The sequence below is a fragment of the Acinetobacter legionensis genome, assembly GCF_057165765.1.
This window is the reverse complement of sequence record NZ_CM169896.1, coordinates 1,325,997-1,352,425: the sequence shown is the minus strand read 5'-3', so window position 1 is coordinate 1,352,425 and position 26,429 is coordinate 1,325,997. Positions and strand designations below refer to the sequence as shown.

Genomic DNA, 26,429 nt, shown 5'->3' with positions numbered 1-26,429 from the left:
TTTATTGCGCCTTGCAAAACTTTTATTCAATGAATGACCAATTAAAACAACCAATGCATCAGGCTTAATACCAACAATACCAGAAAAATACTTTCTCCAATCATCAGCAGTATCGGTTTTATACCGACTGTTGCTAACTCTTTTAATTGTGTTTTCATCCCTAAAGCACTGATCGAAATAATCAAACACCAACGAGATAATTCATTTATTCCACCTTGAACGAGTGTTGGCACCCATCCAGTACTATTAATACATGCGAGAATCAAAAATCCCACTGCAAACCATGGCAACAATGGTGGTCTTTTCCCAGTAGACGGCGAACCTTGCCTACGAGTAATCATGGCTGCACAAATGATGACGGGTAAAAGCATGGCAACGCGCATCAATTTCACCACTGTTGCAGTATCACCTGCTTCTGTAGACATGCTATAGCCTGCCCCTACCACTTGGGCGACATCATGGATAGTTGCACCTAAAAAAATTCCAGCATGTTGAGGGGTTAATTCTAACCATCGCGCAATCATCGGATAAACGATCATTGCCAAAGTTGATAGTGCGGACACCCCAATCACCGTGAATAAGGTTGCTTTTTCTTTTTGAGGATGACTTGGTAAAGCAGCAGATAAGGCCAATGCTGCGGAAGCCCCACAAATGGCCGTCGCTCCTCCTGTCAGCATACCGAAAAACTTATTAAATCCAAGCACTTTGGCTGTAATGACTGAAGCTAGAATGGTAATAACAACTAATGAAATCACCAAAACAAGGGGTTGCCAACCTAGCGCAGTCATTTGCTCAAGGGTAATTCGCATTCCGAGTAAAGCGATCCCAAAACGCAGTACTTCTCGCGCAGTAAATTCGATACCCGCTTTACACTTTCCTTCTGTTGCAAGAAAGTTCACACCCATCCCGAGCAACAAAGCGAATAACATCACTGGCGCACCATAATGCTCAGATAAAAAACAGGCCGCTGCGGCAACAACAGTACTGACAATAAATCCTGGCATGAGTTCACTTAGACGTTGTCGCCAAACAATAGGAGCTAATTTACTCATCAAACGCGGCTCCCGAATCTAAACCAATAAAGATATTTTCTCCAATCACCTCTACTGGGTATATTTGTACTTTCAGCTGTGTTGAATTGAGTAAATAACCATTTACTACGTCAAAACGTAAACCATGTGCACAACACTGAATCACTTTGCCTTCCAATTTTCCATTGAGGAGAGAAGCACCTTGATGTGGGCAACTGTCTTCAATCGCATAAAATTGTTCAGCAATATTAAATAAAATCAGGGATTGGTCACCAATCATCAAAAAGGATCGATTGCCTACAGTTGGGATTTTTTCTTGAGGAACTTGAAAACGCAAGGTCATACCATTTGTCCTTGTGCTTGAAGCGTATCCAACATTGCTTGATAAAGTGCACTTGCAGGTTGTGCCCCAGCCATTGCAAAACTTCCATCAAAAACAAAATACGGCACCCCTTTACCCCCTGTATCTGCTGAGATAAAAGGAACAAATGGCTTGGCTAAAATACTTTCAACTACCTCATCCGCAAAACCACAATACATGGCTATTTTCTGCAATGTTGCTAACTCACCTATATTTTCCGAATGATGAAAATAGGCTGTGAATAGCGCATCTAAAAATCGCTCACTTTGATCTGAATGATATACTTTTGAAATATTTGCAAAAAAATGATGCGCCATAGCTGTGTTTGGCATACGCCGAATCTGATCAAAATCAATATCGACATTGACCGCTTTCGCGGCTTGACGAACTTGAGTTTGGCGCATTCGAACCGCTGTTGAACTGCCTAATCTTTGTAAATAAAAGGCACCAAAAGGAACCCCCAACAACGGAATATGGGGTAAAAGCTGTACACCACGCCATTGGATATTGACCACAACATCTGGATCACTTTGTTTTAATTTTTGAATCGCAGTGTGTAAATGACGTTTTCCAATCACACACCATGGACAGATAAAATCAAAAAAAACTTCAATATTCATTTTACGCGTCATTATTGATTACCCATATTGCATGACTGTGCTTGTACTGTTTGACCTTGTCGTGCTGTTTGTACATTAAAGTTTTTAATATCATTGGCATAATGGCGTTTTGCATAGAAGAATACGGCAGCAGCCACAATGCTCATCAGTGGCATCAATTGAAAAGCGTGATGTAAACCGATTAGATCAGATAGCTTCCCAATCACTAAAGGTCCTAAAGCTAAGCCGAGAAAATTATTTGCTAGAGTTAAAGTTGCAAATGCTGTGCTATGTACAGAATGATGTGTCAGGTTGGCAACCATTGCGCTGGATGGTCCATTGGTACCCAAAGCGATAAACATCCCAATACAAATCATGATCAATTGAGCATTTCCGACAGACATGGCAAAAGCGATGAATAGCAACACACAACCGATCAAACAAAATGCAATCGCCAAACTGACTTTTCGGTCTGATCGATCTCGTCCTAAACGATCACATAACATCCCACATAAAATCGTACCAACTGCACTACTGAGTACAACCATTGCTGCGACCAACCCAGCTTTATCTGTCCCCAATCCGTAATATCGATTGAGATAACTGGGAAGCCAAACGATGACCGTGCCACCCACAAACAATTGCAAGCCACTGCCAATATAAGTGGCGATCACAGACCGACTTGAATAAATCGATCTCAAAGGACTTATCGACTTATCCTGTTTCTGTTGGATCTTAATTTTTCGCTGAATGCTTCCTATCTTGTTTTCTTTAACCACAATAGGGTATAAAAATGCCAGAATCAGCCCAAAAACAGCCATTCCACCAAATGCCCAACGCCAACCAAAATGCTCAGCCATGACACCACCTAAAGCCATGCCTAAGAATGAACCAAATACACCACCTGCCATAAAAGCACTTGCTAAAGTTGCACGCATATCACGGGGGAAAACTGCTACAACAACAGCTATCCCGACACTACCATAGGCAGCTTCGCCAACACCCACCATAAATCGGGCAATAAACATATGTTGATAACTTTCAGCAATTGCACAGCCTAAGGTTGCCATACTCCATAATACGGCCATCAAAGTTAAGCTTTTTACTTTGCCAAAACGATCTGCCAAGATCGATAAAGGTAAAGTTAATAAACCCACCATCAACGCCACAATCCCACTTAATAATCCGAGTTGGCTGTCTGTTAAAGCCCATTCACTTTTGACCAATGGAAACACTGCATTTAAGACTTGCCGTGACATATAGTCAGAAATCAACAAACCAAATGTGAGTGCAAAAACCAACCATGCATATTTACGTGGTATGCCAACCGAAGTATCTACACCGCCCGTAGGACTTGAATATTGATGCGCATCCATACGTTCTCCTTGTGTTTTATAATTTATCATTGATTTTTTTGATGACTACGCGACTTCACCGTAACGTAATCCTCTTGTTCTCACTGTTTGAATCAAAAATCCTTTAGACTCAAAACATTATTTACGCTGTGGAACACCCTTTTGACCAGCTTTACGATTGGGCGCCATACCATTTTCCAACAAGGTTTCTTCAATCGTGTCGTATTGCACGCCAATACGATAAATTTCACGTGCTTCTTTACCTGATGCGACTTCACGACCTAATTCATGGGCAATACGCACAGTCTGTTGAATTTGCTGTACTGAAGAAAAACGTTGCCCTTGATGATCGATAATGGTGTCTTCATTTCCGACACGTGCATGTAAGCCCATTGCCATTGACATGGTGTTAAACGGCAAAACATTTTTAAGTAAAGACTCTGAAGTTAAAGTACAGCCATCAGGTACGCGATGAATAAAGTTAAAGAAGTTAAAAGGATTTGGCCCATCAAAACCGCCCCCAATTCCAATCCATGTTAAATTCAACGGACCTTTATACAGCCCTTTACGCACCATACGTTCCAGCGTTTCTAAACCATGCATCCCAGTTAACTGGAAATGCGGTTGAATGCCATTTTGAGTTAAACGCTTTAAATGCTCTGCTACCCATGCTGGGCCTGCTGGTACAGTCATTTCAGCATAAGCAGCCTGAATTGCTGGATGAGACAAAGAAGTGCCTTCTAAATATTCAGGATAGAGCAACTCCATAATATTCATTTGAGTGGTGTTGATTGCCACGGTTACTTGGTCTGGTTTTGGCATTAATTCAGCCAGCATATGACGCGTATCATCGCTTAACCAAATTGCAGCCTCACCTTCACTTTCTGGAGCAAAAGAAATTGATCCACCCACTTGAATAATCATATCAGGCACCGCTTCACGCACACCGGCAATGAGTTCATTGAACTTAGACAGACGTTTCGAACCTTTCCCATCTAGTTCTCGAACATGCAAATGGAGGACTGAGGCACCTGCTTCATAACACTCTACCGCTTTTTGAATTTGTTCTTGCATGGTCAAGGGGATATCTTCAGGAAAATCCTCAGGCATCCATTCAGGCCCATAAGGCGCTACCGTAATCACCACTTTGTCCATGTTTTCAGGGTGTAATGAGTCATCAAAGAATTGCATAAACATCTCCATATGTATTTTAGAATTAGGGTTTGGATAAAATCTTTAACTGCTACTGCTACGCTTAGTAAGTTGCATCGCCAATAATGCCTGCCCGTTCCATTTTTCGATGACATGGTGGATAGTCCATTACGGCATAATGTTGGGTACTGCGATTGTCCCAAATTGCGATACTATTCGGTTTCCAACTCCAACGAACTTGGTACTCTGGAATATAGGCTTGGGTAATTAAATAACGCAGTAAATCGGTTGCACCAGGATTGGCGTCTTGTCCAAAACGAACGTGTTCTTTGGTATGGTAGTTACTAAAATGAGTGGTAAACGCGTTGACATAAAGAATCTTCTCACCCGTTTCTGGATGAGTACGTACCACAGGATGTTCTGCATCAGGAAACTGTACTTTTAATGCCAAACGTTTTTCAATCGGCATCATTGCGCCAAAACTGGCTTCAATACTGTGATAGGCACGTAAATTTGCAATTTTTGTTTTGATTTCTATAGGTAAATTTTCATAGGCCATCACCATATTTGTCCACATGGTATCGCCACCCACTGTCGGACATTCAATACAACGTAGCACACACCCCATTGGCGGAACTTTGCGCCAGCTTGCATCGCTATGCCAAGCATTTTCATAACGATCAATTGGACTCTCTGGGCTTTTATAAATTTGTACCAGTCCAGGATGCTCTGGATGGCTTCCGACAGCAGGATGACTTTCTAGTTGTCCAAAACGCTCAGCAAATGCCACATGTTCTGCTCGGCTTAGGTCTTGGTCTCTTAAAAATAAAACCCGATGCTTTAACAAATTCTGATGAATTTCAGTAAATAACCCATCATCGCAAATCGCATCAGCCAGATTTACACCTAACAATTCTGCACCGATATTGCAACTTAATTGTTCAACTTGCATAAGACATCCCTTCAAATTACAAAAATTGATGATCCCGTGGTTTTACGTGCTTCTAGATCACGGTGAGCTTGAACTGCATCCTTGAGTTCATAGCGTTGATTGATTTCAATTTTGATGCGTCCATGTCGGACATGATCAAATAACTCATTGGCAAGTTCTTGTTTTTCTAAAGGATCGACAATGAAATCTGCTAGTGCTGGGCGGGTCATATATAAAGAGCCTTTCATTGCCAATAAGACCGGATTAAATTCTGGAATTGCACCTGAAGCAGTCCCTACACAAACCAATAAGCCACGGCGTTTTAACGAATCAAGCGATGCCATAAACGTGTCTTTACCGACACTATCAAAGACCACATTTACACCGACCCCATCGGTTAATTCTCGTACTCGTTCTGCAACATTTTCATAACTATAATTAATGACATGGTCACAGCCATATGTACGGGCGATTTGTGCTTTTTCTTCTGAAGAGGTTGTACCAATCACTATCAATCCGAGTAACTTTGCCCATTGAGAAACAATCAAGCCCACACCACCAGCGGCGGCATGTAATAAAATGCTGTCCCCTTTTTTAAAGTCATAAATACGACGCATTAAATAAGCCGAGGTTAAACCACGCATGGTCATTGCTGCGGCTGTTTCACAAGAGATTTCTTCAGGTAGTTTGATTAATACATCAGCCGAGATTAAACGTGCAGTGCTATAAGCACCTAAAGTATTTAAAAAGCCGGTATAAGTGACTCGATCACCCACTTGAATATGATCTACCCCCTCACCCACAGCTTCGACTACACCAGACGCTTCTACGCCCATACCATTTGGCAGTGGAATTTTATATGTACCATCGCGAAAATAAGTGTCAGCATAATTTAATCCAACTGCCACATGACGCAGACGCACTTGCCCTGCTGCTGGTTCACCAACATCAATGTCTTCATATTGCAAAACATCTGGTGTTCCTGTTTCATAAAACCGTATTGCTTTATTCATGCCATTTCCCTATCCATGCCGTATTTTTATCAATATTTAAAAATCATGATTAAAACTACAACACAGCAGATGCAGCTCACTTTACATAACACGACACTGACTTAGCATTTTACGACACGCTTGTTTTTAAAATTGTAAGCTAGTTGAGTAAGGCACTGTTTTTAAATTATTTTATGATTTTAAAAACAGATCACCTATGTTGTTTTTTTAAAACTTATACTTGTATATCTGTGACCACCCAATTGGTATGGGAAATTTTAGCTGTAAGCCTATTTCTTGGAAATTCTAGAATTGAATCAGTCTTTAGAGTAAATAAATCATTTCACTTATTGTTTTAATTTTTAAACAGGTTGAGACTTCTGAACAATTTAAAATTCATTTTTAACTTTCAATAAAACTAGAATGATCCACCTCTAACGACTTATCACAAAACTTAGCTAACTTAGAAAATATTTAATTTAAACCCATTTAATTCTTAAAGGCTTTCACAATACAACCATTGAATCAAAGATAGATCTAAAACAGCCTATTTCTTATTCTTATGATTTTTCTCGGAAACATTAATGCTTTTCCTCAGCTACTTTATGCATAAAATCCGTTAAAGGCATAGGACATCCCCATAGGTAGCCTTGAAATTCAGTACAGCCATTTTCTTGAAAGCGATTAAATTGCTCATAGGTCTCAATCCCCTCAGCTAAAACACGCAAGTTTAAATCAAGGCCAATTTTAACAATTCCATAGACCAATTTATTACAGCGTTCATCATCTAAAGCCGCTTGTACAAAACTCTGATCAATTTTGATCTGGCTAATGGGCATTTTCTGCAAATAGCTTAATGATGAATAACCTGTACCAAAATCATCTAAAGAAAGCTGAATTCCATTTTTATTCAGCAAACTCATTTTTTCTATAACACTTTCAATATTATTTAACGCAACCCTTTCAGTTACTTCTAATATGAGTTGGGATGGAAAAACTCCATTTTTCTGCACCATGGACGTAATGATTTGCTCAAAATTCTCTTGCATGAAATGATCAGCACTTATATTGACTGAAAGTGTAAGACCTTTTGTAGATTCATTTTTACTCCATTGTTGTAATACTTTAGTTGCCTGAATCAGTATCCAATCTCCAATTTTAGGCATTAACTCCAAAGTTTCTGCGACAGGAATAAAGTCGTTTGCTGGGATATATCCAAGCGTCGGGTGATGCCAACGTAGCAAAATTTCAGCACCTATAATTTTTTCAGAAGAATTTACTTGAGGTTGATAAAAGAGCTCAAACTGTTGTTTTGAAAGTGCCAAGCGTAGATCATGTACCAGCTTACTTTCTATCTGCAATTCCAATTGCATGACAAAAATTGATATACACATCATAAGCGTGGCAACAGATATTGCAATCCAACCACCATAAGCCCGAATACTTTCAGATAAAGGTATTGCCGCATCCAAAGTAAAAGCACTTCCACCAAAAAAGATAAAAGCAGCTATCGATAAGATAATTAAAATCAACTGTAAAGCATTGGGATCTCTTCGATAATTCAAATATCCCAATATTGCTCCTGCTGGAAGAAATAAATGTGAAACTCTAGGATGGTCTAGTGTGGCCACATCAAATATTAAGCAAAAAACTACAGGAAAAATAAAGAGGACGACTTGTGAAAGCAATATACCCGCTGAAATCCGATGTATATAAATCAAAAATAAACTGAAGATAGACATTGTTGTAAAAAAAATATCAATACAAACAATGAACCACATCTTTGCAAAGCTGAAATATATGGTCCAAAATAGGCAAAAAGCGATACAAATAGCAATATTTGCTTTAGCCGCAATCGTTATTTGCTGGTTTTTTATGGCATTGAAATATTTATTTTGGTTTTTTAAATAGGATAAAACGACCATAAATCACTCCATTACAAATATTTATTGATCAAGTATCCACATTGTTTTTATATACAATTTCAGAATCACATCAATAAACACTAAGCTATTAAAAATACTTATAAATTATAAATATCTGACTTGTTAACATGCTTGATTAGCTTTAAAAAACGACTGTCGTTTTCAATTTAGTCCTTTAAATAATTATCCGTCTAGTAATCGATCAATTTATATTTTTTGACATTTATAGCTCAAAAGTGTTCAAAATCAATATTGTGAATAATATTAAAAATAGTCATAAAGGTAAAAAGTATTTTTTAATGAAATTGTATATGCTCCAGCATCCTGCTAAGTGAGTTGTATTAAAAAGATAGCTTTAATTGAAAAACTATCTTAGACAAAAACAGAATATACCATGTTTTTTCACATGTTACGGCGCCAACAGATGAGTAGATAAAATAAATATCCACAAGCATTGTGTAGTTAAAACAACGCAATACTCATTTTCACCCACTCAAATAAACAACCAAATTCACGTGAAAAAACATATTTTCTAAAATATTTCATAAACCCTACAAAACCCAATATAAAAAAAATATAAGTTTTACATCTGAATAATTTTTTGGAAAAACATATCATGTCCCCAAGTAAAACTTACCTATTTAAAACAAATACATCACCATTCTCTATTACTCAAGCAATAATTTATATAGACTGAATCAGCACTTTTTAGCCTATAACTTTAAAAATCAAATTAAAATTAACGTATTAAAATATTTATAATTTAGCTAATTTTTCGAATTAATGTTTAAGAATTTCTTTAATATTCAGAAAAATTTATCATTTGTAAAGCTGATATAGAGTTTCTTTCATAATCTGTTGTCATTTGGTCTTTATCAAAGTCTAAGGACACATTCTCATCTAACTTAGGCAAGTTTGGTGTACAGCATGAAATAGACTGTCTCCAGATGCATATCAAACTTATAAATTTGCCGAGAATATTTATGCAACAGGAATTAGTGCCCAAAAGAAAGTTTTATACAAATGATTTGCTCTCAGGTTTAGTTGTTTTTTTAGTCGCTCTACCGCTCTGTTTAGGTATAGCCAGTGCCTCAGGTGCACCATTAATTTCTGGCATTATTGCAGGTGTTATTGGTGGAATCGTTATAGGTTATTTGAGTGGTTCTCATATCAGTGTCTCAGGTCCTGCTGCTGGACTTACTGCTATTGTTTTAACGCAATTGGATAAGCTTGAAGGCAATTATCAAGCTTTCTTATTTTGTTTGGTTTTAGCAGGTCTCCTCCAATTATTTTTTGGATTATTTCGCTTAGGAACATATTCAAATTTTATCCCAACCAATGTGATTATGGGGCTTCTTGTTGCCATCGGGTTAATATTGATCATCAATCAGCTTCCTCTGCTCTTTGGGATCAAAACTGAAATTCTTCAACAACGTTGGAACGAAGGGATAGGCCTACTACAACACCTTGATTATGGTGCGGCAATCATTGGTATTTCTAGTGTATTCATTATTTTATTGTGGGATAAAACACCTTTAAAAAAAATGGTGATCCCCTCTGCGCTTATTGCGGTTATTTTTGCTGGGTTATTAAATTATTTTTTTATCAATACAAATTCCAGCCTCGCAGTCAGCACTGAACATTTAGTCAATCTTCCCAATATCTTTTCAGGTGTTGAATCAATTATCAGTTTCCCTGACTTCACTCAATGGAATAATCCTATTATTTATACAGGCGCCATTACACTCGCAATCGTCGCCTCGCTTGAAACGCTATTAAATCTTGAAGCAGCGGACAAAATGGATCCGCAAAAGCGGGCCTCTCCGCCGAACAAAGAGTTGGTTGCTCAGGGTATCGGAAATACCATGTCTGGTTTAATTGGAGGTATGCCGATTACTTCAGTGATTGTTCGAAGTTCAGTCAATGCAGCAAGTGGCGCAAAGACTAAATTCTCTGCAATTTTTCACGGTATTTTATTGATTATTGCAGTTTTATTTCTAACACCATTAATCAATGTTGTTCCATTATCTTCCCTTGCCGCCATTTTAATTTTAACTGGCGTGAAATTAGCAAGTCCTTCACTTTTTAAACGGATCTATGGTCAAGGATGGAAACAATTTCTACCTTTCATTGTAACGGTTATTGCAATTATTGCGACTGATCTGCTGATCGGTATTTTGTTGGGGTTGTTGATTAGCTTTATTATTGTATTAAAAAATAATTTATTCCGTGGAGTTCGTATCATTCATGAAGCACATTTGCATGGAAATATTACCCGTATTGAACTAGCACCCAATATTAGTTTTTTAAATCGTTCGGCTTTGGTTTCTGCTCTCGAGAAAATAGTCAGTGGTGATACCGTAGTGATCGATGCATCAAATACCTACTACATCGATCCTGATGTATATCAAGTGATTAAAGACTTTAGAGATGAAACTGCTACAGAAAATGGGATTGATGTAAAACTTATTGGATTTAAAATACATTATCCTGAAATTAAAGAAGAAGAACTGGATATTGATGTCAGTACTCAGGAAATTCAACGACAACTTACGCCTTCGCAAGTATTTGAGCTACTCAAAGAAGGTAATCAAAGATTCGTTAACCATGAACGTATTTATCATAATATTGCTCGTCAAATTCAGGTCACTGCACAATCTGGACAGCATCCATTTGCAACTGTTTTAGGTTGTATGGATTCACGTGCGCCAACTGAACGGATTTTTGATGTCGGAATTGGTGACCTATTTAGTTTACGAATCGCTGGAAATATTGCGGGTGAAAAAGTATTAGGTTCTTTAGAGTTTGCCTGTAAGAGTAAGGGCTCAAAATTAATTTTAGTATTGGGACATACAGACTGTGGTGCTGTGACTGCTGCTTGTCAGATGTATGAACAAAAAAAGGATATCACTCAACTGAGCGAAACCCCACATGTACAATATTTCCTGAAACCGATTATGCAGGCAGCTGAAAACGTACATAAAGAAATGACTGATTACCAACTCACCAGTAATTTCATTCAAGCGGTGACTATTGCAAATGTACAAAATAATATTGCCTATATCTTAAGAAATAGCCCAGTACTGAAAAAGATGGTCGAAGAAGGTGAAATTGGCATTGCAGGTGGTATTTATGATGTAAAAACTGGAAAAGTAGATTTTTTATAAAGTCGATACCAGTATAATCTCATTGTGATCTGTATAAGGATATCAGCATAAAGCTGATCTTAAAGGCAAGTGTAGTGATCGACATGGATGTCATCTTCGCCCCTTTTGCAAGGATCTCTAATAAATCTTTATCAGCTTTCTATTCATAAATGAAAGAATCTAAATCTTTAGTAAAAATTAAACTGAAAGCCCATCACTATACTCTCAACAAAACAAAAGAAGCCTGAATATTCAGACTCCCTTCCCTTATGATGCGCTTGATATTAATTTTGAAAATATTAGGTCTATTTCTTTAAATATTTGCTTATAGCCCTTCAAGTTTAAGACGATTGACCTGTTGACGATAAAGTGACACAGGATCTGGTCCAAACCATGCTTTTAAGCCCAAAATCTGATTGATTTCGTCTAGGTGCGTTTGATTATAGTCGTCTCTAATCACTTGTCCAAAATGTGCATTGCAACGGTTAACCAAGCCATCATTGTCATTATTTTTATAAGATCTTGGTGCCATGGTGGAAATGGCAACGTCAATGACATCAAGTAGATTGGTTGCTTGAGCTTTACCTGTCCACGAGTAATGATATACCCCATTACTGGTAATCTTCTGACCGTTACCACAATCAGATGGGATTGCTGCAGTTGGGAATCTTGCATTGAATTCTGCAGAACCCTTTTCACTTAATGATTTTAATGAGCGATCTAGACTCATCGGCAAATCAGGATTACCTTGTAGGAGTAATTCCACTGGAGCAACGATATACTGTCCTAAGACGGTAAATAAAAATTTCTCAGCAGGATTATCCAACATGTCATCTCCCACTTTGGACCCTTTAAACGTTCCAGCAACAGCAGTGAGTGAAGCAACTTTTTCAGGTGCAATCGCTTCAATATAACGAATGGTCGGTCCACCATGACTATGACCAATCAGATTAACTTTTGACTTTCCCGAGAGTGCCAAAACTTCATCTACTTGTTGTAGCAACTGCTCGCCACGAACTTCGGTGGATTCTAGTGGAGAAACCTGGGTTGCATAAACCGTCGCACCATTACGTGCCAAATCAGGAAGCACCTGATAAAAATAATCCATCCCAAAAGCTGTCGGACCGAGTCGAGTAAAACCAAACATCCCATGGTTAAATACAACAGGATATTTGGTTTTTGCATAATCAGAAGCCACATAGTCGCTGCTGACGCTGTTTAAACCAGAAGCAAAAACTGGCATAGCCAATGTGGCCAAAGCCACAATACTAGCGGTGAGTAAAGTCTGTTTCATATATTTCCCTGCTATCTTGATTTCTTTTATTAAGAAATAAGCATCATTCACGTTATAAATCCTCTATAACCTTGCATTTTTTGTTTTTTGCATAGTATTCCTGTTTAAATAAGGTTGCCATCTACAATCCTTATTTACTGAATGCTATTAACCCTCCTTAATCATGGATATATTTAAAATTCTGCAGACCCATTTATTTTAGTTGATTGCATAAATGAGGTGACTGGATTTGTTTGGCTAAATCACGCAGTGTCCTAATATCTTTTAGTTTTGACTGTCACTGAGTTTCTTCTTTTCTGCCTTTCTAAAAGTACATTAAATTATTTTCCAGTTTTCAGCTTGCTCAATAGTTGAAAGATTTTTATGATCTATCACGTTTATTTACTTGACTGTTTAAATATTGTAAGTCGCCTACTGTTCTAGTTAGATCACTAAGCTCCTCAGCTAGAAGGAAAAGGTTTTGTAGCTGGCTTAAATTTAAAGAAGCCCATTGATAATATTTAAAATATTCCTGAATTATATTACGGGGCGTTGATGACTTCGTTGCTTAGGATATGAACAGAACGAAAAGTAACTCATCAGTTCATTTTACTGAAAAAACTGAGATATCACTTTAGAGATGTTGTGTAAAGCCAAGAAAATCGTCCAGTTGGCTAAATACCACCTAAACAGATAGATGTGAATAGTCATCATTGTTTATTAGTATGGCATTTAATTACTTAACTATAAAAACCTTACATTTTTCAAAAATTACCACTGCATTCCCTTGCAACCTGCTTAAATACTTTTACAAAAAACAATTCCATTACTTAAATATTGATTTAACTTGTCCGTTTTAAATTCATTATTTTTAAAAATTTTTCTATAAATCAAAATTTTACTGAAAATACACCTCAAACGATACAAGGCAAAACTCAGATTTCTCTTATGATTTAAAGTACATTGGTTAAATGATAACTGCTAATTTTGTTGGCCAATTTCGATTGTAACTATCCCAAAAAGTCATTTAGTACAGAACGATAAGTTCACATTCAGCTTTTATTTTTTAAATTTCAGATGAAATGAAAACTCAACATTAGAAATGCACTTGAATGCCACTTATTGTTATGTTATAACATAACATTTAAATAATCTCATTAACTGCGTTCCTTTAAGTCACAGGGCATTTTTTACATGTTTAGGTCGTTTTTTCCCAATCCAAAGTGGTTTTTTTTATCTTTAATTACTTGGTTCATTATTAATTTATTTTTGTGGAACTCTGGTGGAAGCCATTGGGGTGAGTTTTTAGGTTTACCCAAAGGTTATGCAAATTTAGAACTTCCCATAGGCGTTAGTCGCTTCTGGTCACTCTCTTTTATATGGTTTTATTTATGGTTCTTCATCTCAACATCTATTTTTGCAGGTTTTTGGCATTTAAAATCAGATAACCGTTGGCAAAGATGGTCCGTATGGGGGTCATCATTTATTCTATTTAATATCTGGTTTGGCGTTCAAGTAAGCGTCGTAATCAATGCTTGGTATCAACCATTCTATAACCTTATTCAAAACATGTTAGAAAATGGTGGAGGTGATATTAAAGAACTCTATATGGGAACAATTACTTTCTTATTGATTGCTCTAGTTGCAGTTACTTTAGCTGTAATCAATTCTTTTTTTACCAGCCATTATGTATTTCGTTGGCGCACAGCTATGAATGAATATTATACCAAGCACTGGCAAGAACTACGTCATGTAGAAGGTGCTTCCCAACGTGTTCAAGAAGATACCATGCGTTTTGCAACAATTTTAGAAGACCTTGGTGTAAATTTTATTAAGGCGATCATGGTCCTAATTGCTTTCCTGCCTATTTTATTTGAACTTTCTAAACAAGTAACAGAATTACCACTGGTTGGAAATATTGATCATTCTTTAGTCTGGGCAGCAATCATATGGGCAATATTCGGTACAGTTTTACTTATGCTGGTCGGGATTAAATTACCCGGTCTACAATTTAATAATCAAAAGGTTGAAGCGGCTTATCGCAAAGAATTGGTTTATGGAGAGGATCATGAGCAACGGGCACAACCTAAAACATTAAAAGCACTATTTGGAAGTGTTCGGCAAAACTATTTCCGATTGTACTTTCATTACACCTATTTTAACCTAGCAAGCATCTGGTATATTCAATTAGATATTTTGTTTAGCTTATTCGTTTTATTTCCATCCATTGCAGCTGGAAAAATGACATTAGGACTCATTACCCAAATTACCAACGTTTTTGATCAAGTACGTCAATCTTTTCAATATTTGATTAACTCTTGGAAAACAATTATAGAGTTACTTTCCATTCACAAACGCTTAAAAGCTTTTGAATCAATTTTAGATAAATAACATTAAGACTAAATTATCTTCTCCTGTAACAGCTTTGAAATGTGTTGATCGTATTTATACTGATCTTTGTGTGATTGATGTGGCTGAAAAAAGTGTGAAAGTCATTGAAAATGTAGACGGTTTAAGCTTTGACGAATTGCAGTCGATAACTGGATGCGAAGTTGATTGATGTAACTATATAAAACCTCCCTTCGTCCCTCATGAAAGGGGGGTAACTTAAATTGCAAAACATTGGATGGAAGCTATTAGGCAACATAAGTTTTATAAGCATAATTTTGGAAAACCGTACTCACTTCCTTATAAAATCGATTTAACTCATAGCTTGGTCTACCACAAACAACCAAGCAAACACTCAAGTTAATTAAACAATTTCTCATGGATTCATCATTTTCATGCAGCATGAGGAAATTAAAAAAAGAATTGATACTTCAGCACTAAAAAAATACCAGTCATAAAGACTGGTATTCATCATCTGTTAAGGCTTTTCACCATTTGCTAAACGCTGTTCAATCGCATCCAATACCGCAGGTAAGTCAGCAATACTATCAATCACATAATGTGTACCTGAAGCATTCATTTTTGCGTATGCTTTTTCTTTTAAACTTAGTTGTTCAGACGCTGAAAGTGCAGACCATTCTTCGAAGCTTAGCCCCACTTCATTCCCACTAACGGCCAAACCCACAGTCCAACAACCAGCGTTTAAACCTTCTTCGATGCCGACCACTGTGTCATCCACTTTCACCACATTTTTAACATCTAACACATCAAGTTCGATTAAGTTTTTCCACAACATTTCAGGATATGGACGACCATGTTTCACATCACTGGCTGTGATAGTACAGTCAGGCACATAGCCTTGATCAGCTGCATCTTGCATCAATTGACCAATCATCATCGAAGCATAACCAGTATTACTGCCAATTTTTGCACCACGGGCACGAATATCAGCAAATGCCTCTAATGCCCCCGGAATCAATTTTGAGCAGCTTGGGATGCTTTTCAATTGGTATGGAATAAAGTCCTGATATAAACGGTCAATATCCGCCACAGTCACTTCAGCACCATGTGCCTGTTTCCACGCATCTGCAACACGTGGCATTTTCAAAACTGCCGCAATGTGATCGCGTTTTTCCAAACCCATTGGCGCACGTGCTTCTTCAATTGAAATTTCAACTTCATTATCTGAAAATAAGGCCATAAATGCTAAAATTGGTGCACGTGAACCAAAATCTACTGTTGTACCTGCCCAATCAAAAACCACGGCTTGTAATGCTGAAGTTGAAGTGTTCATAAGTTTGTCCTATTCATTTCTCAAAGTTAAAAATAGCTATCTTGCGTAAGTTGAGTTTTGCGTAATATTTAATTTCAAATGGAAGCGCCCGCTCCTTTCAAAAGAGATAGCTAGGGAGAGGATTTATAATCTCCCCCCATCCAAACCTCCTTCCTGAGCCATAAATGGCGCAAAAAATGAAGTTGTGAATTCCAATCAAATTCGATAGTGCTCAATCGCTGTTAAAAGTCGTTCAATATCATCTAAATAAATCTCTCCGATATTGCCGATACGGAAGCAATTTAAATCGGTGACTTTGCCGGGATAGATCACAAACCCTGCTTGTTTCAGATTTTCATACAAGGCTTGAAAGCTAAAATCGACTTCATTTGGATATAAAAATGTAGTGATAATTGGAGATTGTGGTGCGTCTTGATCTAAGACCATTTCAAAACCAAGCGCTTGCATACCTGCAGCTAAACGTTGTTGATTATGGAAATAACGCTGATAACGAGCGGTTACTCCACCTTCTTGTTCTAATTCTAAAAGTGCTTGATAAAAAGCACGCACCACATGAGTGGGTGAAGTAAAACGCCATTTACCATTATGCTGTTCCATGGTGTTCCATTGGTCATATAGGTCTAAACTGACTGAACAAGCCAAACCTTTGCACGCTTGTAATTGCTCACGTTTTGCCAAAATAAAACTAAAGCCTGGTACACCTTGGATGCATTTATTGGCACTTGAAATCAAGAAATCAATTTCAAGCTCTGCAATGTCCATTGGTACACCACCAAAAGAACTCATCGCATCGACAATCCACACTTTGTTTTTGGCTTTGACAATGCGTCCAATCGCTTGAATTGGATTTAATAAACCTGTGGTGGTTTCGCAATGCACACATGACACATGAGAGATATTGTCATCTTCAAGTGCTTTTTCGATATCAGCCAGTTGAGGGATTTGCATTTCAGGGTAGCGTAATTCCACCACGTCAATTTTTAAACATCGAGCCATTTGCACCATGCGTGCACCATATGCCCCGTTATTGATAATTAAAATTTTACCATCCTTTGGAATCGCCGAACCTAACACTGCTTCTACAGAGAAACTCCCACTGCCTTGCATCAACACAGCACTATATTGTTCAGGTTTTGCAGTTGCCAACGCCACCAAACGACTGCGGATCTCCTGAACCAATGCGTTATATTCTTTGTCCCAAGTACACCAATCACGTTGCATCACACGACGCACACTTTTCGAGGTAGACAATGGTCCCGGTGTCAACAGTAAGTATTTATTTTCAACATCGTTTTCAATTGTGTTTGCAAGTTCAATTTGTGCGTTCATTTCGCCTAACCTTGTTCAATTTCATACAGTATAAACAAATCTGGTTTAAACCAGATTACAAAATATAATTTTCTAACATTTCTTTCATAAATCCTGCGCCTGTGGTCATGCCTTTGCCTGCAATCGCACTAACAAGGAAAATATTGGTTTCAGCTTCTATCACACATGCCAATTCCGTAGGATGAGTCAGATAGTAACCATTCCAACGAGATTCAATTTCAGGTAGTTCTAAGCCAATATTTTCTTTGCAATATTGCAAAATGAATTGGTTAATTTCTTCACGTTGATTAAATTGTGGTATGTCTTCAATCGGATAATATTCATGGCTATCGCCCAAAATAATTTGTCCGAATTCATTTTGTTTAATCAGGATGTGAATACCGTATTTTTCAACTAAACCGATTTGTGATTCATTGCGTAAATCTTGATGACTAGGGCAAATCTCAAAAGCGGGATAACGAGAGATCGACAATCCTGAATAAATCGAAGCTTTAAGATTGACTTTTAGCGGTTTGGTTAATGCCATTTGTAAAGTACAACGTAATAAACCTTTTTGTTGTAAGAGCTCGGGATACAACGATTGTGTCTCTTCACCATGACAAATCATGACTTTATTTGCGGTAAATGTTTGACCTGATGCCAAGCGAATATGCGCCATGCCTTGATCAAAGTTCGTCAGTACCACAGAAGCATTGCAATGAATGTGTACACCAAGTTTTTCGGCATATTGCAACAAACGCAATCCCACCAAATGTGGCTCAACTGAATAATCTTCATGAAACACCATACCGCCACGTAGCGCAGTTTCTGGGTTTAAATAAGCATATTGATCAAACAGTTGCTGCTTAGACAATAGACTTACAGGAATCTGATAATCAGCTGCAGCTTGAGCAAACTCGTTTAATACTTGCCATTCAAGTTCAGTATTGGCGAGATACAAGCCGTTTCGCTGTTGAAACGAAATATCGGTTTGTGCCTGAATCCGTTGATAAAATTCACGGGTCGCCAAAGCATATTCACGCCATTTCGCATCAGGACGGCTTAGAGTCGAAGTCCCAACCATGCCAAAGTTACGGCGAGTCGCACCTATAGGTTGTGCATATTTTTCAAAGACTTGCACCTTTAAACCTTGCTCTGCCGCTTGGATTGCAGCCGATAATCCTAAAATGCCTGCACCGACAATAATTAAGTCAAATTGTGCTGTATTCATTGTCTTTTCCACCTTATCTACCTTTTTTAGGACGCAAAATCCCCAGCGCCTAAAAGAAAGCGTTCAATTCAAATGATTTAGTTAATTAAAAAGATTGACTGAAAGATCAATTTGTTATGAATGTGTTTGCTCACGCCAACGTTGTGTCGATACCATCATTTTCCGAGTGAATAACCAATGCAGCAACTCGACTGCACATGAGGTGAGTAAAATCAAAATACTCATCGCCACAGCTGCCACGGTATCACCTGCATCATCCATATTCAGCACCGCCACCGATGCCAAATTGGTATCAGGAGAATAAAGGAAAATCGCAGCTGAAACAGTTGTCATAGCATTGACAAATAAATACACCAACACATCACACAGCGCAGGAAAGGTTAAAGGCAAATATACTTTGCGGAACATTGTCCAATGTGAAGATCCTAAACTTTGTGCAGCATGATCAAGTTGATTCGGGATCTGTTGAATCGCATGCGTTAAGGTCAAATGTGGCACGGTGTAATAATGAATAATGGTTGAAATCACCAACAGCGTCATCGTACCGTAAACGAAAGATACAGGATTTTGCGGTGCGTTAAAGAACAAGATATAAGCAATACCCAACACCAAGCCCGGCACAGCCAAAGGCAATAACACCAAGGCTTTTACATAGTTTTTTAGCAAAGGATGTGCTTTAAAACGGGTACTAAATAAGGCAATGATGAAAATTATCATCGTACCGAAAACTGTACTAAACAATGCCAATTTTATTGAGTTAAAATAACTTGACCAACCACCACCATCAACATAGTCAAAACGATAATGATTTAAGGTCATTGACAAATCATAGGGCCAATAGCGAATGAATGATGCGAGAATCGCAGTCACAATAATCAGTAAAATACCGCCTGAAATCACCCCACAAAATACAGTTAATGCTTTTTCAATTCGAGGATTGGCACGCAAACGATAAGGCTGAATTTGGAAATTTTGATAGCGTTCCTGATGGCGACTTTGGTATCGATCAAAAATGAATGCCAACACCGCAGGACAGAGTAACAGAATCGAAATGACGGCACCCATGTTCATATTTTGTTGACCAATGATCTGCTTATATACATCCAACGCCATCATATTGAATGACCCTCCAATCACTTTGGGAATCCCGAAATCGGTAATGACATAAGTAAATGCCACTAGACAGGCACTGACTAAACCATAGCGAATCGCAGGAAAAGTCACAGCCCAATGAGTTTGTAGTGTATTTTTTCCTAAAGCATGAGAAGCCTCAATCAAATGTTGATCAATATGGCGAAATGCACCCATCATCAACATGACCATGGCAGGAAATAGCCAAAAGCAATAACTGATCAAAATGCCTAGTGGACCATAAATTTCCACCTCTCCCAGCATGCCCTTAAAAACACCTTGCTGACCAAATAAATATACCAAAGCCAATGAAGGCAGAAGTGAAGGCGCAAGAATCGGTAAAAATGCCACGGTTTTAAAGAAAGCTTTGCCTCGAATATTGCAATTGATCAATGCAAAAGCATAAACACTTGCCAAGCTCACCGTAATCAACATGGCTGTAATGGCAATCCACATCGAATTAAAAATCGATGAGATTAAGGCCGGATTGGAAAAATAAGCTGTAAAGTTATCCAACCCGACAAATTGATGCTGTTCATTTAAAAATGCGCTTTGCATCAATACGATTAAGGGTGCAATCAAACTCATGGTGAATAGAATTGCTGCGACAAACAACACTGCACTTGAACGCAATGAATAACGAAAACGATGTGCTGTTTGACTACTTAATAAAGCATCTGCGGCAGACTGATTTAACATCTCGCATGCCCTCGTGAATCAAACACATGTAAGTCACGAATCGGCACTTGCAGATACATTCCATCTTGCACCACCGCCATATGTTGATGATCCACATCAACTTGCAACATATTGTCATCTGCCTGATCTTGGTTTTGCATCACGCAAAATAGACGATGTTTAGCACCTAAAAACTCAGTATTGACAATATGTACAGCTAAATTTAAATATTCAGTAGAAGGTTCATTTCCAGCAACTAATTTGACATTTTCAGGTCGAAAAGCGATTTCATAATGTTCATCTTGGGCAAAGCTTAAATGTGGAAATTCAATAAAAGATTGCTCATTGATTTTTAAATGATGCGTATCGACCACTACTGTCTGTATAAAATTCATCGAACCAATAAACTGTGCTACAAAACGAGTTTGCGGTTTGTAATAAATATTATGTGGCGTATCGAGTTGTTCAATCACACCTTTATTCATCACCGCCACACGGTCAGAAATACTTAACGCCTCTTCCTGATCATGCGTAACCATGATCGCAGGCAAATTTAATTGACATTGAATGGTACGAATTTTTTGGCGGAGGTTTAAACGTACCAAAGCATCCAAAGCGGACAAAGGTTCATCCAACAATAAAACATCAGGATTGGGCGCAATTGCACGGGCTAAAGCCACACGCTGTTGCTGACCACCTGACAATTGATTGGGATATTTTTCTGAGATATTGGGCAATTCAATTAAGTTTAATAATTCATTGATACGAAATTGAATCTCTTGCGCTGACCAGTGTTTTTTATGCAAACCAAATGCAATATTTTCCGCCACAGTTAAGTTTGGAAAGAGTGCATAGTTTTGGAAAACAATGCCACATTTACGTTTTGCAGTATTAAAATGGGTAATATCAATTTGTTGTTTAATCACTTTGCCATAATCAGGCTGTTCAAGCCCAGCAATGATGCGTAGCAATGTTGTTTTACCACAACCTGATGGACCTAAAAAACTAACAAATTCACCTGCTTTCAAGTCAAGGTTAATGTGTTCCAAGACACGGCTTGAACCAAAAGATTTTTGAATATCCATCACTTCAAGCACTGTTTTTGATTCTGCCATTTTAAACGTTCTTAAAGTTGAGAGCAGATGCCCTGCCGAGTTTGGCATGTCTTGCCCTGTCCTACTATTTTGTAAATGCGATGGAATTTGCATACTGCACCTAGTTTTTAATCGTTAATTTTGAATAACTGATTCTGAATAGCTTTTTGTGTGTATATGATTCAATTACTTTTCAAATTTTGCTGACCATTGTTTTAGAATTGATTCACGCTGTTCAGCTGCCCAATAAAAATCATTCTTCACCAATTGCTGCGCGAGATTTTTTGGGAAGTCTTGGTTTTTGCTATGAACATTTTGATGTGCCACCATTGAAAAGTTTTGTGCATAAGCTTCATTGGCAGCTTGGCTAACACTCCAATCAATAAACTTCTCTGCACTGCTGAGTTTTTTCGAACCTTTGACAATGGCTGAGGCTTCCATTTCCCAACCTAGCCCCTCTTTCGGATAGACAATTTCTAAAGGTGCACCACGTGATTTCAGCTTAAAGCCCGGATAACCAAACGAAATTCCGATGACCGTTTCACCTTGAGCCGCCAACTTGCAAGGCTTCGAGCCTGAATGTACATACTGAGAAATGTTTTTATCGAGTGCCTGCATATATTGCCAAGCTTGTTTTTCACCAAAAATTTGCATCCATGCAGTCACATCCAAATAGCCTGTGCCACTCGATGCCGGATTTGGCATCACGATTAACCCTTTATAAATTGGTTTAGTCAGGTCTTGCCATGTTTGCGGAATCGGAAGTTTTTTCTTTTCCAATTCAACAGTATTGACACAAACAGCTGACTCCCAAGCAGTCATGCCTGTCCATGTTGGAATGTCGTTTTGGCTATAAAAATCAGTTTTAAGTTGTTCGATATGCTTCGGACGATACGGTTGCAATAAGTCTTTTTTTTCCATGACCAATAAACTGGTCAAAGCAAGTCCCATCACTACATCGGCTTGTGGATTCTTTTGTTCTGCTAATAATTTTGCGGTGATCACACCTGTCGAATCACGCACCCATTTTACTTTTAATTCAGGATGTACTTTGCGTAATTCCCATTGATAACGCTTTAATTGATCCGCTTCAACCGCGGTATAGACTGTGATTTGCTCAACATCATTCGAGGTTGAAGACATGGTGCATGCTGTGCTGACACAAGCAAAGAGAATACTTGTGCCCATGGCGAAGAGCTTTTTTTGCTGCTGTTTCAGATACGGGCTCATTATGACATTCCTAACGAATGCTGCTTCTTGATAGCCTGTATTTCAACAAAAGTTTATGACAATTTAATTAATCTGGTTTAAACCAGATTAATTATTTTAATTCTATATTATGACGCTTCAAAATGTAAATCGAGTACATCATGTAACCAATATTCTTGGTCAACATCGGTAATCACTCCATTTTGATCGCAGTTGGTACGGCAAATATATAACCCCATACTACCAACATTGACATGCAAAGCTTTGGCTTGTTGTTCTGACAATACCGTTGGATAAAGATTAATATGCGCTCGGGTCAATTGCCGTTGATAATGCTCTGCCATCAGAGTCGTAATAGAACCTTCTAATTGTTGTTCTAAGAATTGAGGAAATAAACTTGCATTGATACGTAAATGTTCAACTACCGCAGGACGACCATTGATACTACGACGTCGCCACATCGAATAAATATCATCACCCACCGAAATTTTTAAATGTGCTGCATCCCAAGAGGTCGCTTGCAGCAATTCCGCAGAAATCAATTCCGTACTTGGTACACCCCCTTGCTCAGTCACATATTGGTTAAAACTTTTAGTCGATTGCGGCCGGTAAATAATTCGTGGCGCACGAACAAACCAACCACGGCGATCTAAACGATAAATCAGACCATCCATTTCCAAAGCCAATAATGCTTCTCGAACTGCGACACGTGTAGTAGCAAATTGTTCCATCAACACACGCTCTGAAGCGAGTTTGGTATTGGCACTCCATTGCCCAGACTCAATCTCATGGGCAATAGCATCTCGAATGGCAATATATTTGGGAATACGTGGAGAAGTCGTTTCTTGAACAGGCATACACATTTATTTTGTGAAAATTTCTTCTAATATACTCAAATATCGTGTCTAAGCGATGACATTTTTAAAATAAGCATAGTTCATACACAAATTTTATGTTTTAAAAAGCTCATCTTTTGATGAGCTTTTGGAGATCACAATGAAATGTGTTGAGTCAAAAAGACTCATGATTTTTCTCAAAGAATTACTTATTTGTTTTGTTTGGCATCTCCATATTTGAATGATTCATATCCCTCATCGAAGAAGGCATATTGGTCATTTTTGAATGATCCATTTGTGACATTTCTGAAGCGTTTCCATGCTGATGTTGCGTTGAGTTATTTGTTTGAGTTTTAGGATCATTGTTTGTTTTACAATTTTTTTCACATTTCTTTTGTTTTTTGTCTATTGGCTGTTCATCGACTGTTCTAGTCAATACTTTGTCTTCATCCTCATGTGCCCATGTTTGAACTGTGGTCATTAAAGCACCCATACAGATTAAAGCTTTTACACTTCGACTAAGTACATTTCTCATGAGTTTCTCTCAGATTAAGTTTGTTCACTTTTACAATAAAATAATTTGCCAAACTTTAAAGTGACATGAAAATGATATTTTAGTCAGCCAAAACTATATGAGCTTTTATAAAACAATCTGCAGCATATGATCACAGTATAAGTACTTTGGTGTTCTACTCATTCAATCAACTCAAAATGGGGGTTTTCCGAACGATTTGTTTTTTCTATAAAAAAGAAAGCCAATGTTCATTTTAATGCCACATCAATTCGCTAAATTATTGCATTAAAAGACGGAACTAAAAATTTTAGGTACTATACTTTCTACCGAGAATACACTGACATTTAAAAACACAAGAGAACCTAGTATTATTTTAAAATATAAAACTCATACAAAAAAATTCATAGTATTTTTATCATTAATTTCTGATTTTAAAAGGGCTTAAAGAATGATATTGACAAATAATCAGTTTTTTTATTTATCCATTTTCTTTATTCTTATCATTTATTTAACTATTGAGAATGCACATGCTGAAGGGAATTGTCCTTCAGGCTATTATCCTATAGGTGGACAAGGTGTTCAAGGTTGCGCACCTATTTCAGGCGGAGGAAGTGGTGGATATACAAATCAAAATCCAACGTTGTATCCTCAGATTGAAACATTATGGGGTGCGATTGCAGAGGATAAAAGTAAAGGCTTAAAAGGGCGTCCAATTGGTTTTACAAGAAATTTTAAATCTAAAGATGAGGCACAAGCAAAAGCATTAAAAGCGTGTCAACAGGATGGCGGACAAAAATGTGAAGTATCTAAAACTTATTCTAATCGCTGTGTTGCTATAGCTGATCCAATTAATGATGGTCAAAAATCAAAAATTTTACTTGATTTTTCAGAGGATGGTGCTAAAAAAGGTGCATTAGTGTTTTGTTTAAGTGAAAATTTACAGCCTTGTCGTATTGTATATTCTGGTTGTAGTATTGGAGATTAGATACTAAAAAATGAACGTATTCAAAATACAAATTATGAAATAGATTTAGAAATCGCCAGATTAAAACGATCTCGATGAATCACACAATTACCTCATCTCTTTTAGACAAATTTCTGAATAAATTAAAATAAGCCCTTGTATCAAAAGGGCTTTTTAAATATTTGGCGGAAGCGCTTCATACTGTCTAACATAAAATTATTTTTTAACAACTTAAAATAAAAACCAATCCAACCGATCAGTTTTAAAACTTAAAAAATTTAAATCTCGCTCATCTTCTTTTTATAAATATTTTAAAAATAAAAAACATTTTCAACTGGGGCTAAAGCATCATGATCTTTTATTAAATTAATATAACTCATCGGAAAGTTATATCCTAAACTACTCTCAACTTCATGTATTATATCTAAGGATACTTGTCCGTTATCATCATAAACTCGCATTATTTTCTCCTTTTCTTTTGCTTGCTTATTTTCAGGCTGACCATATTCGTAACCATATAAGAAGTTTGATAAGACTGGCGCTACGGCTGAAAGTCCAGCAGTCAATGCATCATTTCCTTTCGCAGCAGCGACCGCTACGCCAAGAACTGTATGCGCTAAAATATGCGCTGTATTTCCTTCAGCATCCTAAGCCCTTATCTTGAGCATACTTTGCTATAGATTCATAACCTTGTCCCCTTTGAGAGAATTAGGCCGACCTCACACCCGAGTTGTGCCTTGAATTTGATAGGTTAGGGGGAAAACAGTCTCTGAAATGTTTGCGCAACAAAGCCTCATCAAGTTTAAAATCATATATAAACTCATCAATAGTCTTCTTGCAAACTTCCATAAATGAATCCAATGGCTCCGTCCATACAATTTTTTTTGAGAGATCACCTAAATCATCTCTACCGTATTTTATATCTCTATAATCCACTTGGTTTTGTACATCAAGAATTATATGGTCATCTACTTTAAACATTTTATTTATCCTTATAATTTGGCGGTGTAATAATTA

22 protein-coding genes and 1 pseudogene are annotated in these 26,429 nt (G+C 37.5%); 4 read left to right on the top strand and 19 right to left on the bottom strand.

Annotated elements, in window-relative coordinates:
* Positions 1-41: 41 nt before the first annotated feature.
* The 8 genes from AC2G3J_RS06155 to AC2G3J_RS06120 all read right to left on the bottom strand — a co-directional run bounded on the left by AC2G3J_RS06155 (position 42) and on the right by AC2G3J_RS06120 (position 8,346).
* Entirely contained in the window at positions 42-1,052 is a 1,011-nt protein-coding gene (locus AC2G3J_RS06155; protein WP_336951586.1) for a YeiH family protein, read from the bottom strand.
* Positions 1,045-1,374 carry a Rieske (2Fe-2S) protein gene (locus tag AC2G3J_RS06150; RefSeq protein WP_336951588.1) on the bottom strand — a complete coding sequence of 110 codons (330 nt, stop codon included), beginning with the start codon at positions 1,372-1,374 and terminating at the stop codon, positions 1,045-1,047. Before AC2G3J_RS06150 ends, AC2G3J_RS06155 begins: the two co-directional genes overlap by 8 nt.
* Positions 1,371-2,024: a DsbA family oxidoreductase gene (locus tag AC2G3J_RS06145; RefSeq protein ID WP_483770813.1), complete on the bottom strand. Its 654-nt coding sequence runs from the start codon at positions 2,022-2,024 to the stop codon at positions 1,371-1,373. Before AC2G3J_RS06145 ends, AC2G3J_RS06150 begins: the two co-directional genes overlap by 4 nt.
* The gene (locus tag AC2G3J_RS06140) at positions 2,024-3,367 is read right to left on the bottom strand and encodes an MFS transporter (protein WP_483770812.1); all 1,344 of its coding nucleotides are present in this window, start codon (positions 3,365-3,367) and stop codon (positions 2,024-2,026) included. Before AC2G3J_RS06140 ends, AC2G3J_RS06145 begins: the two co-directional genes overlap by 1 nt.
* A gap of 117 nt (positions 3,368-3,484) precedes the next feature.
* Complete coding sequence (locus AC2G3J_RS06135; protein ID WP_483770811.1) at positions 3,485-4,537, bottom strand: beta-keto acid cleavage family enzyme; 1,053 nt, start codon at positions 4,535-4,537, stop codon at positions 3,485-3,487.
* A 64-nt stretch (positions 4,538-4,601) separates the two neighbouring features.
* Entirely contained in the window at positions 4,602-5,450 is an 849-nt protein-coding gene (locus AC2G3J_RS06130; RefSeq protein ID WP_483770810.1) for a TauD/TfdA dioxygenase family protein, read from the bottom strand.
* An 11-nt stretch (positions 5,451-5,461) separates the two neighbouring features.
* Positions 5,462-6,442 (bottom strand): quinone oxidoreductase family protein, encoded by a 981-nt coding sequence (locus AC2G3J_RS06125; protein WP_419820207.1) that lies wholly within the window; start codon positions 6,440-6,442, stop codon positions 5,462-5,464.
* Positions 6,443-7,002: 560 nt separating this feature from the next.
* Positions 7,003-8,346 (bottom strand): putative bifunctional diguanylate cyclase/phosphodiesterase, encoded by a 1,344-nt coding sequence (locus AC2G3J_RS06120; protein WP_483770809.1) that lies wholly within the window; start codon positions 8,344-8,346, stop codon positions 7,003-7,005.
* A gap of 983 nt (positions 8,347-9,329) precedes the next feature.
* Between AC2G3J_RS06120 and AC2G3J_RS06115 the strand changes: the two genes are divergently transcribed.
* A complete protein-coding gene (locus AC2G3J_RS06115) occupies positions 9,330-11,513 on the top strand; it encodes a solute carrier family 23 protein (RefSeq protein ID WP_336951602.1) in 2,184 nt (727 codons plus the stop codon).
* Positions 11,514-11,817: 304 nt separating this feature from the next.
* Here the strand turns inward: AC2G3J_RS06115 and AC2G3J_RS06110 are convergent, their stop codons facing one another.
* Positions 11,818-12,786: an esterase/lipase family protein gene (locus AC2G3J_RS06110; protein WP_483770808.1), complete on the bottom strand. Its 969-nt coding sequence runs from the start codon at positions 12,784-12,786 to the stop codon at positions 11,818-11,820.
* 1,173 nt (positions 12,787-13,959) lie between these two features.
* On the opposite strand from AC2G3J_RS06110, the gene sbmA reads away from it, so the two are divergent.
* Together sbmA and AC2G3J_RS06100 are read left to right on the top strand one after the other, a co-directional pair.
* Complete coding sequence (gene sbmA, locus AC2G3J_RS06105) at positions 13,960-15,156, top strand: peptide antibiotic transporter SbmA (protein ID WP_419328584.1); 1,197 nt, start codon at positions 13,960-13,962, stop codon at positions 15,154-15,156.
* 1 nt (position 15,157) lies between these two features.
* A pseudogene (locus AC2G3J_RS06100) lies at positions 15,158-15,338 on the top strand (3-oxoadipate CoA-transferase); the annotation flags it as partial.
* 293 nt (positions 15,339-15,631) lie between these two features.
* Here AC2G3J_RS06100 and phnX read toward each other — a convergent pair.
* The 8 genes from phnX to AC2G3J_RS06060 form a co-directional block, all read right to left on the bottom strand.
* Positions 15,632-16,447, bottom strand: coding sequence for a phosphonoacetaldehyde hydrolase (phnX, locus tag AC2G3J_RS06095; protein ID WP_483770807.1), 816 nt, complete (start codon positions 16,445-16,447; stop codon positions 15,632-15,634).
* A 195-nt stretch (positions 16,448-16,642) separates the two neighbouring features.
* A complete protein-coding gene (gene phnW / locus AC2G3J_RS06090) occupies positions 16,643-17,776 on the bottom strand; it encodes a 2-aminoethylphosphonate--pyruvate transaminase (RefSeq protein ID WP_483770806.1) in 1,134 nt (377 codons plus the stop codon).
* 55 nt (positions 17,777-17,831) lie between these two features.
* Positions 17,832-18,986, bottom strand: coding sequence for a TIGR03364 family FAD-dependent oxidoreductase (locus tag AC2G3J_RS06085; protein WP_483770805.1), 1,155 nt, complete (start codon positions 18,984-18,986; stop codon positions 17,832-17,834).
* Positions 18,987-19,100: 114 nt separating this feature from the next.
* Positions 19,101-20,816 (bottom strand): putative 2-aminoethylphosphonate ABC transporter permease subunit, encoded by a 1,716-nt coding sequence (locus tag AC2G3J_RS06080; protein WP_483770804.1) that lies wholly within the window; start codon positions 20,814-20,816, stop codon positions 19,101-19,103.
* Positions 20,810-22,003 (bottom strand): ABC transporter ATP-binding protein, encoded by a 1,194-nt coding sequence (locus AC2G3J_RS06075; protein ID WP_483770803.1) that lies wholly within the window; start codon positions 22,001-22,003, stop codon positions 20,810-20,812. The genes AC2G3J_RS06080 and AC2G3J_RS06075 overlap by 7 nt, the downstream gene beginning before the upstream one ends.
* 72 nt (positions 22,004-22,075) lie before the next feature.
* Positions 22,076-23,077 (bottom strand): putative 2-aminoethylphosphonate ABC transporter substrate-binding protein, encoded by a 1,002-nt coding sequence (locus AC2G3J_RS06070; protein ID WP_483771064.1) that lies wholly within the window; start codon positions 23,075-23,077, stop codon positions 22,076-22,078.
* Positions 23,078-23,226: 149 nt separating this feature from the next.
* A complete protein-coding gene (locus AC2G3J_RS06065; RefSeq protein WP_410549091.1) occupies positions 23,227-23,961 on the bottom strand; it encodes a UTRA domain-containing protein in 735 nt (244 codons plus the stop codon).
* A 178-nt stretch (positions 23,962-24,139) separates the two neighbouring features.
* The gene (locus tag AC2G3J_RS06060) at positions 24,140-24,415 is read right to left on the bottom strand and encodes a hypothetical protein (protein ID WP_419328575.1); all 276 of its coding nucleotides are present in this window, start codon (positions 24,413-24,415) and stop codon (positions 24,140-24,142) included.
* 481 nt (positions 24,416-24,896) lie between these two features.
* Between AC2G3J_RS06060 and AC2G3J_RS06055 the strand changes: the two genes are divergently transcribed.
* Complete coding sequence (locus AC2G3J_RS06055) at positions 24,897-25,433, top strand: DUF4189 domain-containing protein (RefSeq protein ID WP_336951620.1); 537 nt, start codon at positions 24,897-24,899, stop codon at positions 25,431-25,433.
* A 290-nt stretch (positions 25,434-25,723) separates the two neighbouring features.
* Here AC2G3J_RS06055 and AC2G3J_RS06050 read toward each other — a convergent pair whose 3' ends face one another.
* Together AC2G3J_RS06050 and AC2G3J_RS06045 are read right to left on the bottom strand one after the other, a co-directional pair.
* Positions 25,724-25,978 carry an SMI1/KNR4 family protein gene (locus tag AC2G3J_RS06050; RefSeq protein ID WP_483770802.1) on the bottom strand — a complete coding sequence of 85 codons (255 nt, stop codon included), beginning with the start codon at positions 25,976-25,978 and terminating at the stop codon, positions 25,724-25,726.
* A gap of 142 nt (positions 25,979-26,120) precedes the next feature.
* Positions 26,121-26,393 carry a hypothetical protein gene (locus tag AC2G3J_RS06045; RefSeq protein WP_483770801.1) on the bottom strand — a complete coding sequence of 91 codons (273 nt, stop codon included), beginning with the start codon at positions 26,391-26,393 and terminating at the stop codon, positions 26,121-26,123.
* Positions 26,394-26,429 lie beyond the last annotated feature (36 nt).

Bases quoted from the DNA above. Each gene is read 5' to 3' on its own strand.
- AC2G3J_RS06065 (WP_410549091.1), bottom strand. From the start codon at position 23,961: ATGTGTATGCCTGTTCAAGAAACGACTTCTCCACGTATTCCCAAATAT.
- AC2G3J_RS06080 (WP_483770804.1), bottom strand. From the start codon at position 20,816: ATGTTAAATCAGTCTGCCGCAGATGCTTTATTAAGTAGTCAAACAGCA.
- phnX (WP_483770807.1), bottom strand. From the start codon at position 16,447: ATGAACACTTCAACTTCAGCATTACAAGCCGTGGTTTTTGATTGGGCA.
- AC2G3J_RS06115 (WP_336951602.1), top strand. From the start codon at position 9,330: ATGCAACAGGAATTAGTGCCCAAAAGAAAGTTTTATACAAATGATTTG.
- AC2G3J_RS06055 (WP_336951620.1), top strand. From the start codon at position 24,897: ATGATATTGACAAATAATCAGTTTTTTTATTTATCCATTTTCTTTATT.
- AC2G3J_RS06130 (WP_483770810.1), bottom strand. From the start codon at position 5,450: ATGCAAGTTGAACAATTAAGTTGCAATATCGGTGCAGAATTGTTAGGT.
- AC2G3J_RS06140 (WP_483770812.1), bottom strand. From the start codon at position 3,367: ATGGATGCGCATCAATATTCAAGTCCTACGGGCGGTGTAGATACTTCG.
- AC2G3J_RS06060 (WP_419328575.1), bottom strand. From the start codon at position 24,415: ATGACCACAGTTCAAACATGGGCACATGAGGATGAAGACAAAGTATTG.
- AC2G3J_RS06125 (WP_419820207.1), bottom strand. From the start codon at position 6,442: ATGAATAAAGCAATACGGTTTTATGAAACAGGAACACCAGATGTTTTG.
- sbmA (WP_419328584.1), top strand. From the start codon at position 13,960: ATGTTTAGGTCGTTTTTTCCCAATCCAAAGTGGTTTTTTTTATCTTTA.
- phnW (WP_483770806.1), bottom strand. From the start codon at position 17,776: ATGAACGCACAAATTGAACTTGCAAACACAATTGAAAACGATGTTGAA.
- AC2G3J_RS06075 (WP_483770803.1), bottom strand. From the start codon at position 22,003: ATGCAAATTCCATCGCATTTACAAAATAGTAGGACAGGGCAAGACATG.
- AC2G3J_RS06150 (WP_336951588.1), bottom strand. From the start codon at position 1,374: ATGACCTTGCGTTTTCAAGTTCCTCAAGAAAAAATCCCAACTGTAGGC.
- AC2G3J_RS06045 (WP_483770801.1), bottom strand. From the start codon at position 26,393: ATGTTTAAAGTAGATGACCATATAATTCTTGATGTACAAAACCAAGTG.
- AC2G3J_RS06110 (WP_483770808.1), bottom strand. From the start codon at position 12,786: ATGAAACAGACTTTACTCACCGCTAGTATTGTGGCTTTGGCCACATTG.
- AC2G3J_RS06120 (WP_483770809.1), bottom strand. From the start codon at position 8,346: ATGGTCGTTTTATCCTATTTAAAAAACCAAAATAAATATTTCAATGCC.
- AC2G3J_RS06070 (WP_483771064.1), bottom strand. From the start codon at position 23,077: ATGGGCACAAGTATTCTCTTTGCTTGTGTCAGCACAGCATGCACCATG.
- AC2G3J_RS06145 (WP_483770813.1), bottom strand. From the start codon at position 2,024: ATGACGCGTAAAATGAATATTGAAGTTTTTTTTGATTTTATCTGTCCA.
- AC2G3J_RS06085 (WP_483770805.1), bottom strand. From the start codon at position 18,986: ATGAATACAGCACAATTTGACTTAATTATTGTCGGTGCAGGCATTTTA.
- AC2G3J_RS06135 (WP_483770811.1), bottom strand. From the start codon at position 4,537: ATGCAATTCTTTGATGACTCATTACACCCTGAAAACATGGACAAAGTG.
- AC2G3J_RS06155 (WP_336951586.1), bottom strand. From the start codon at position 1,052: ATGAGTAAATTAGCTCCTATTGTTTGGCGACAACGTCTAAGTGAACTC.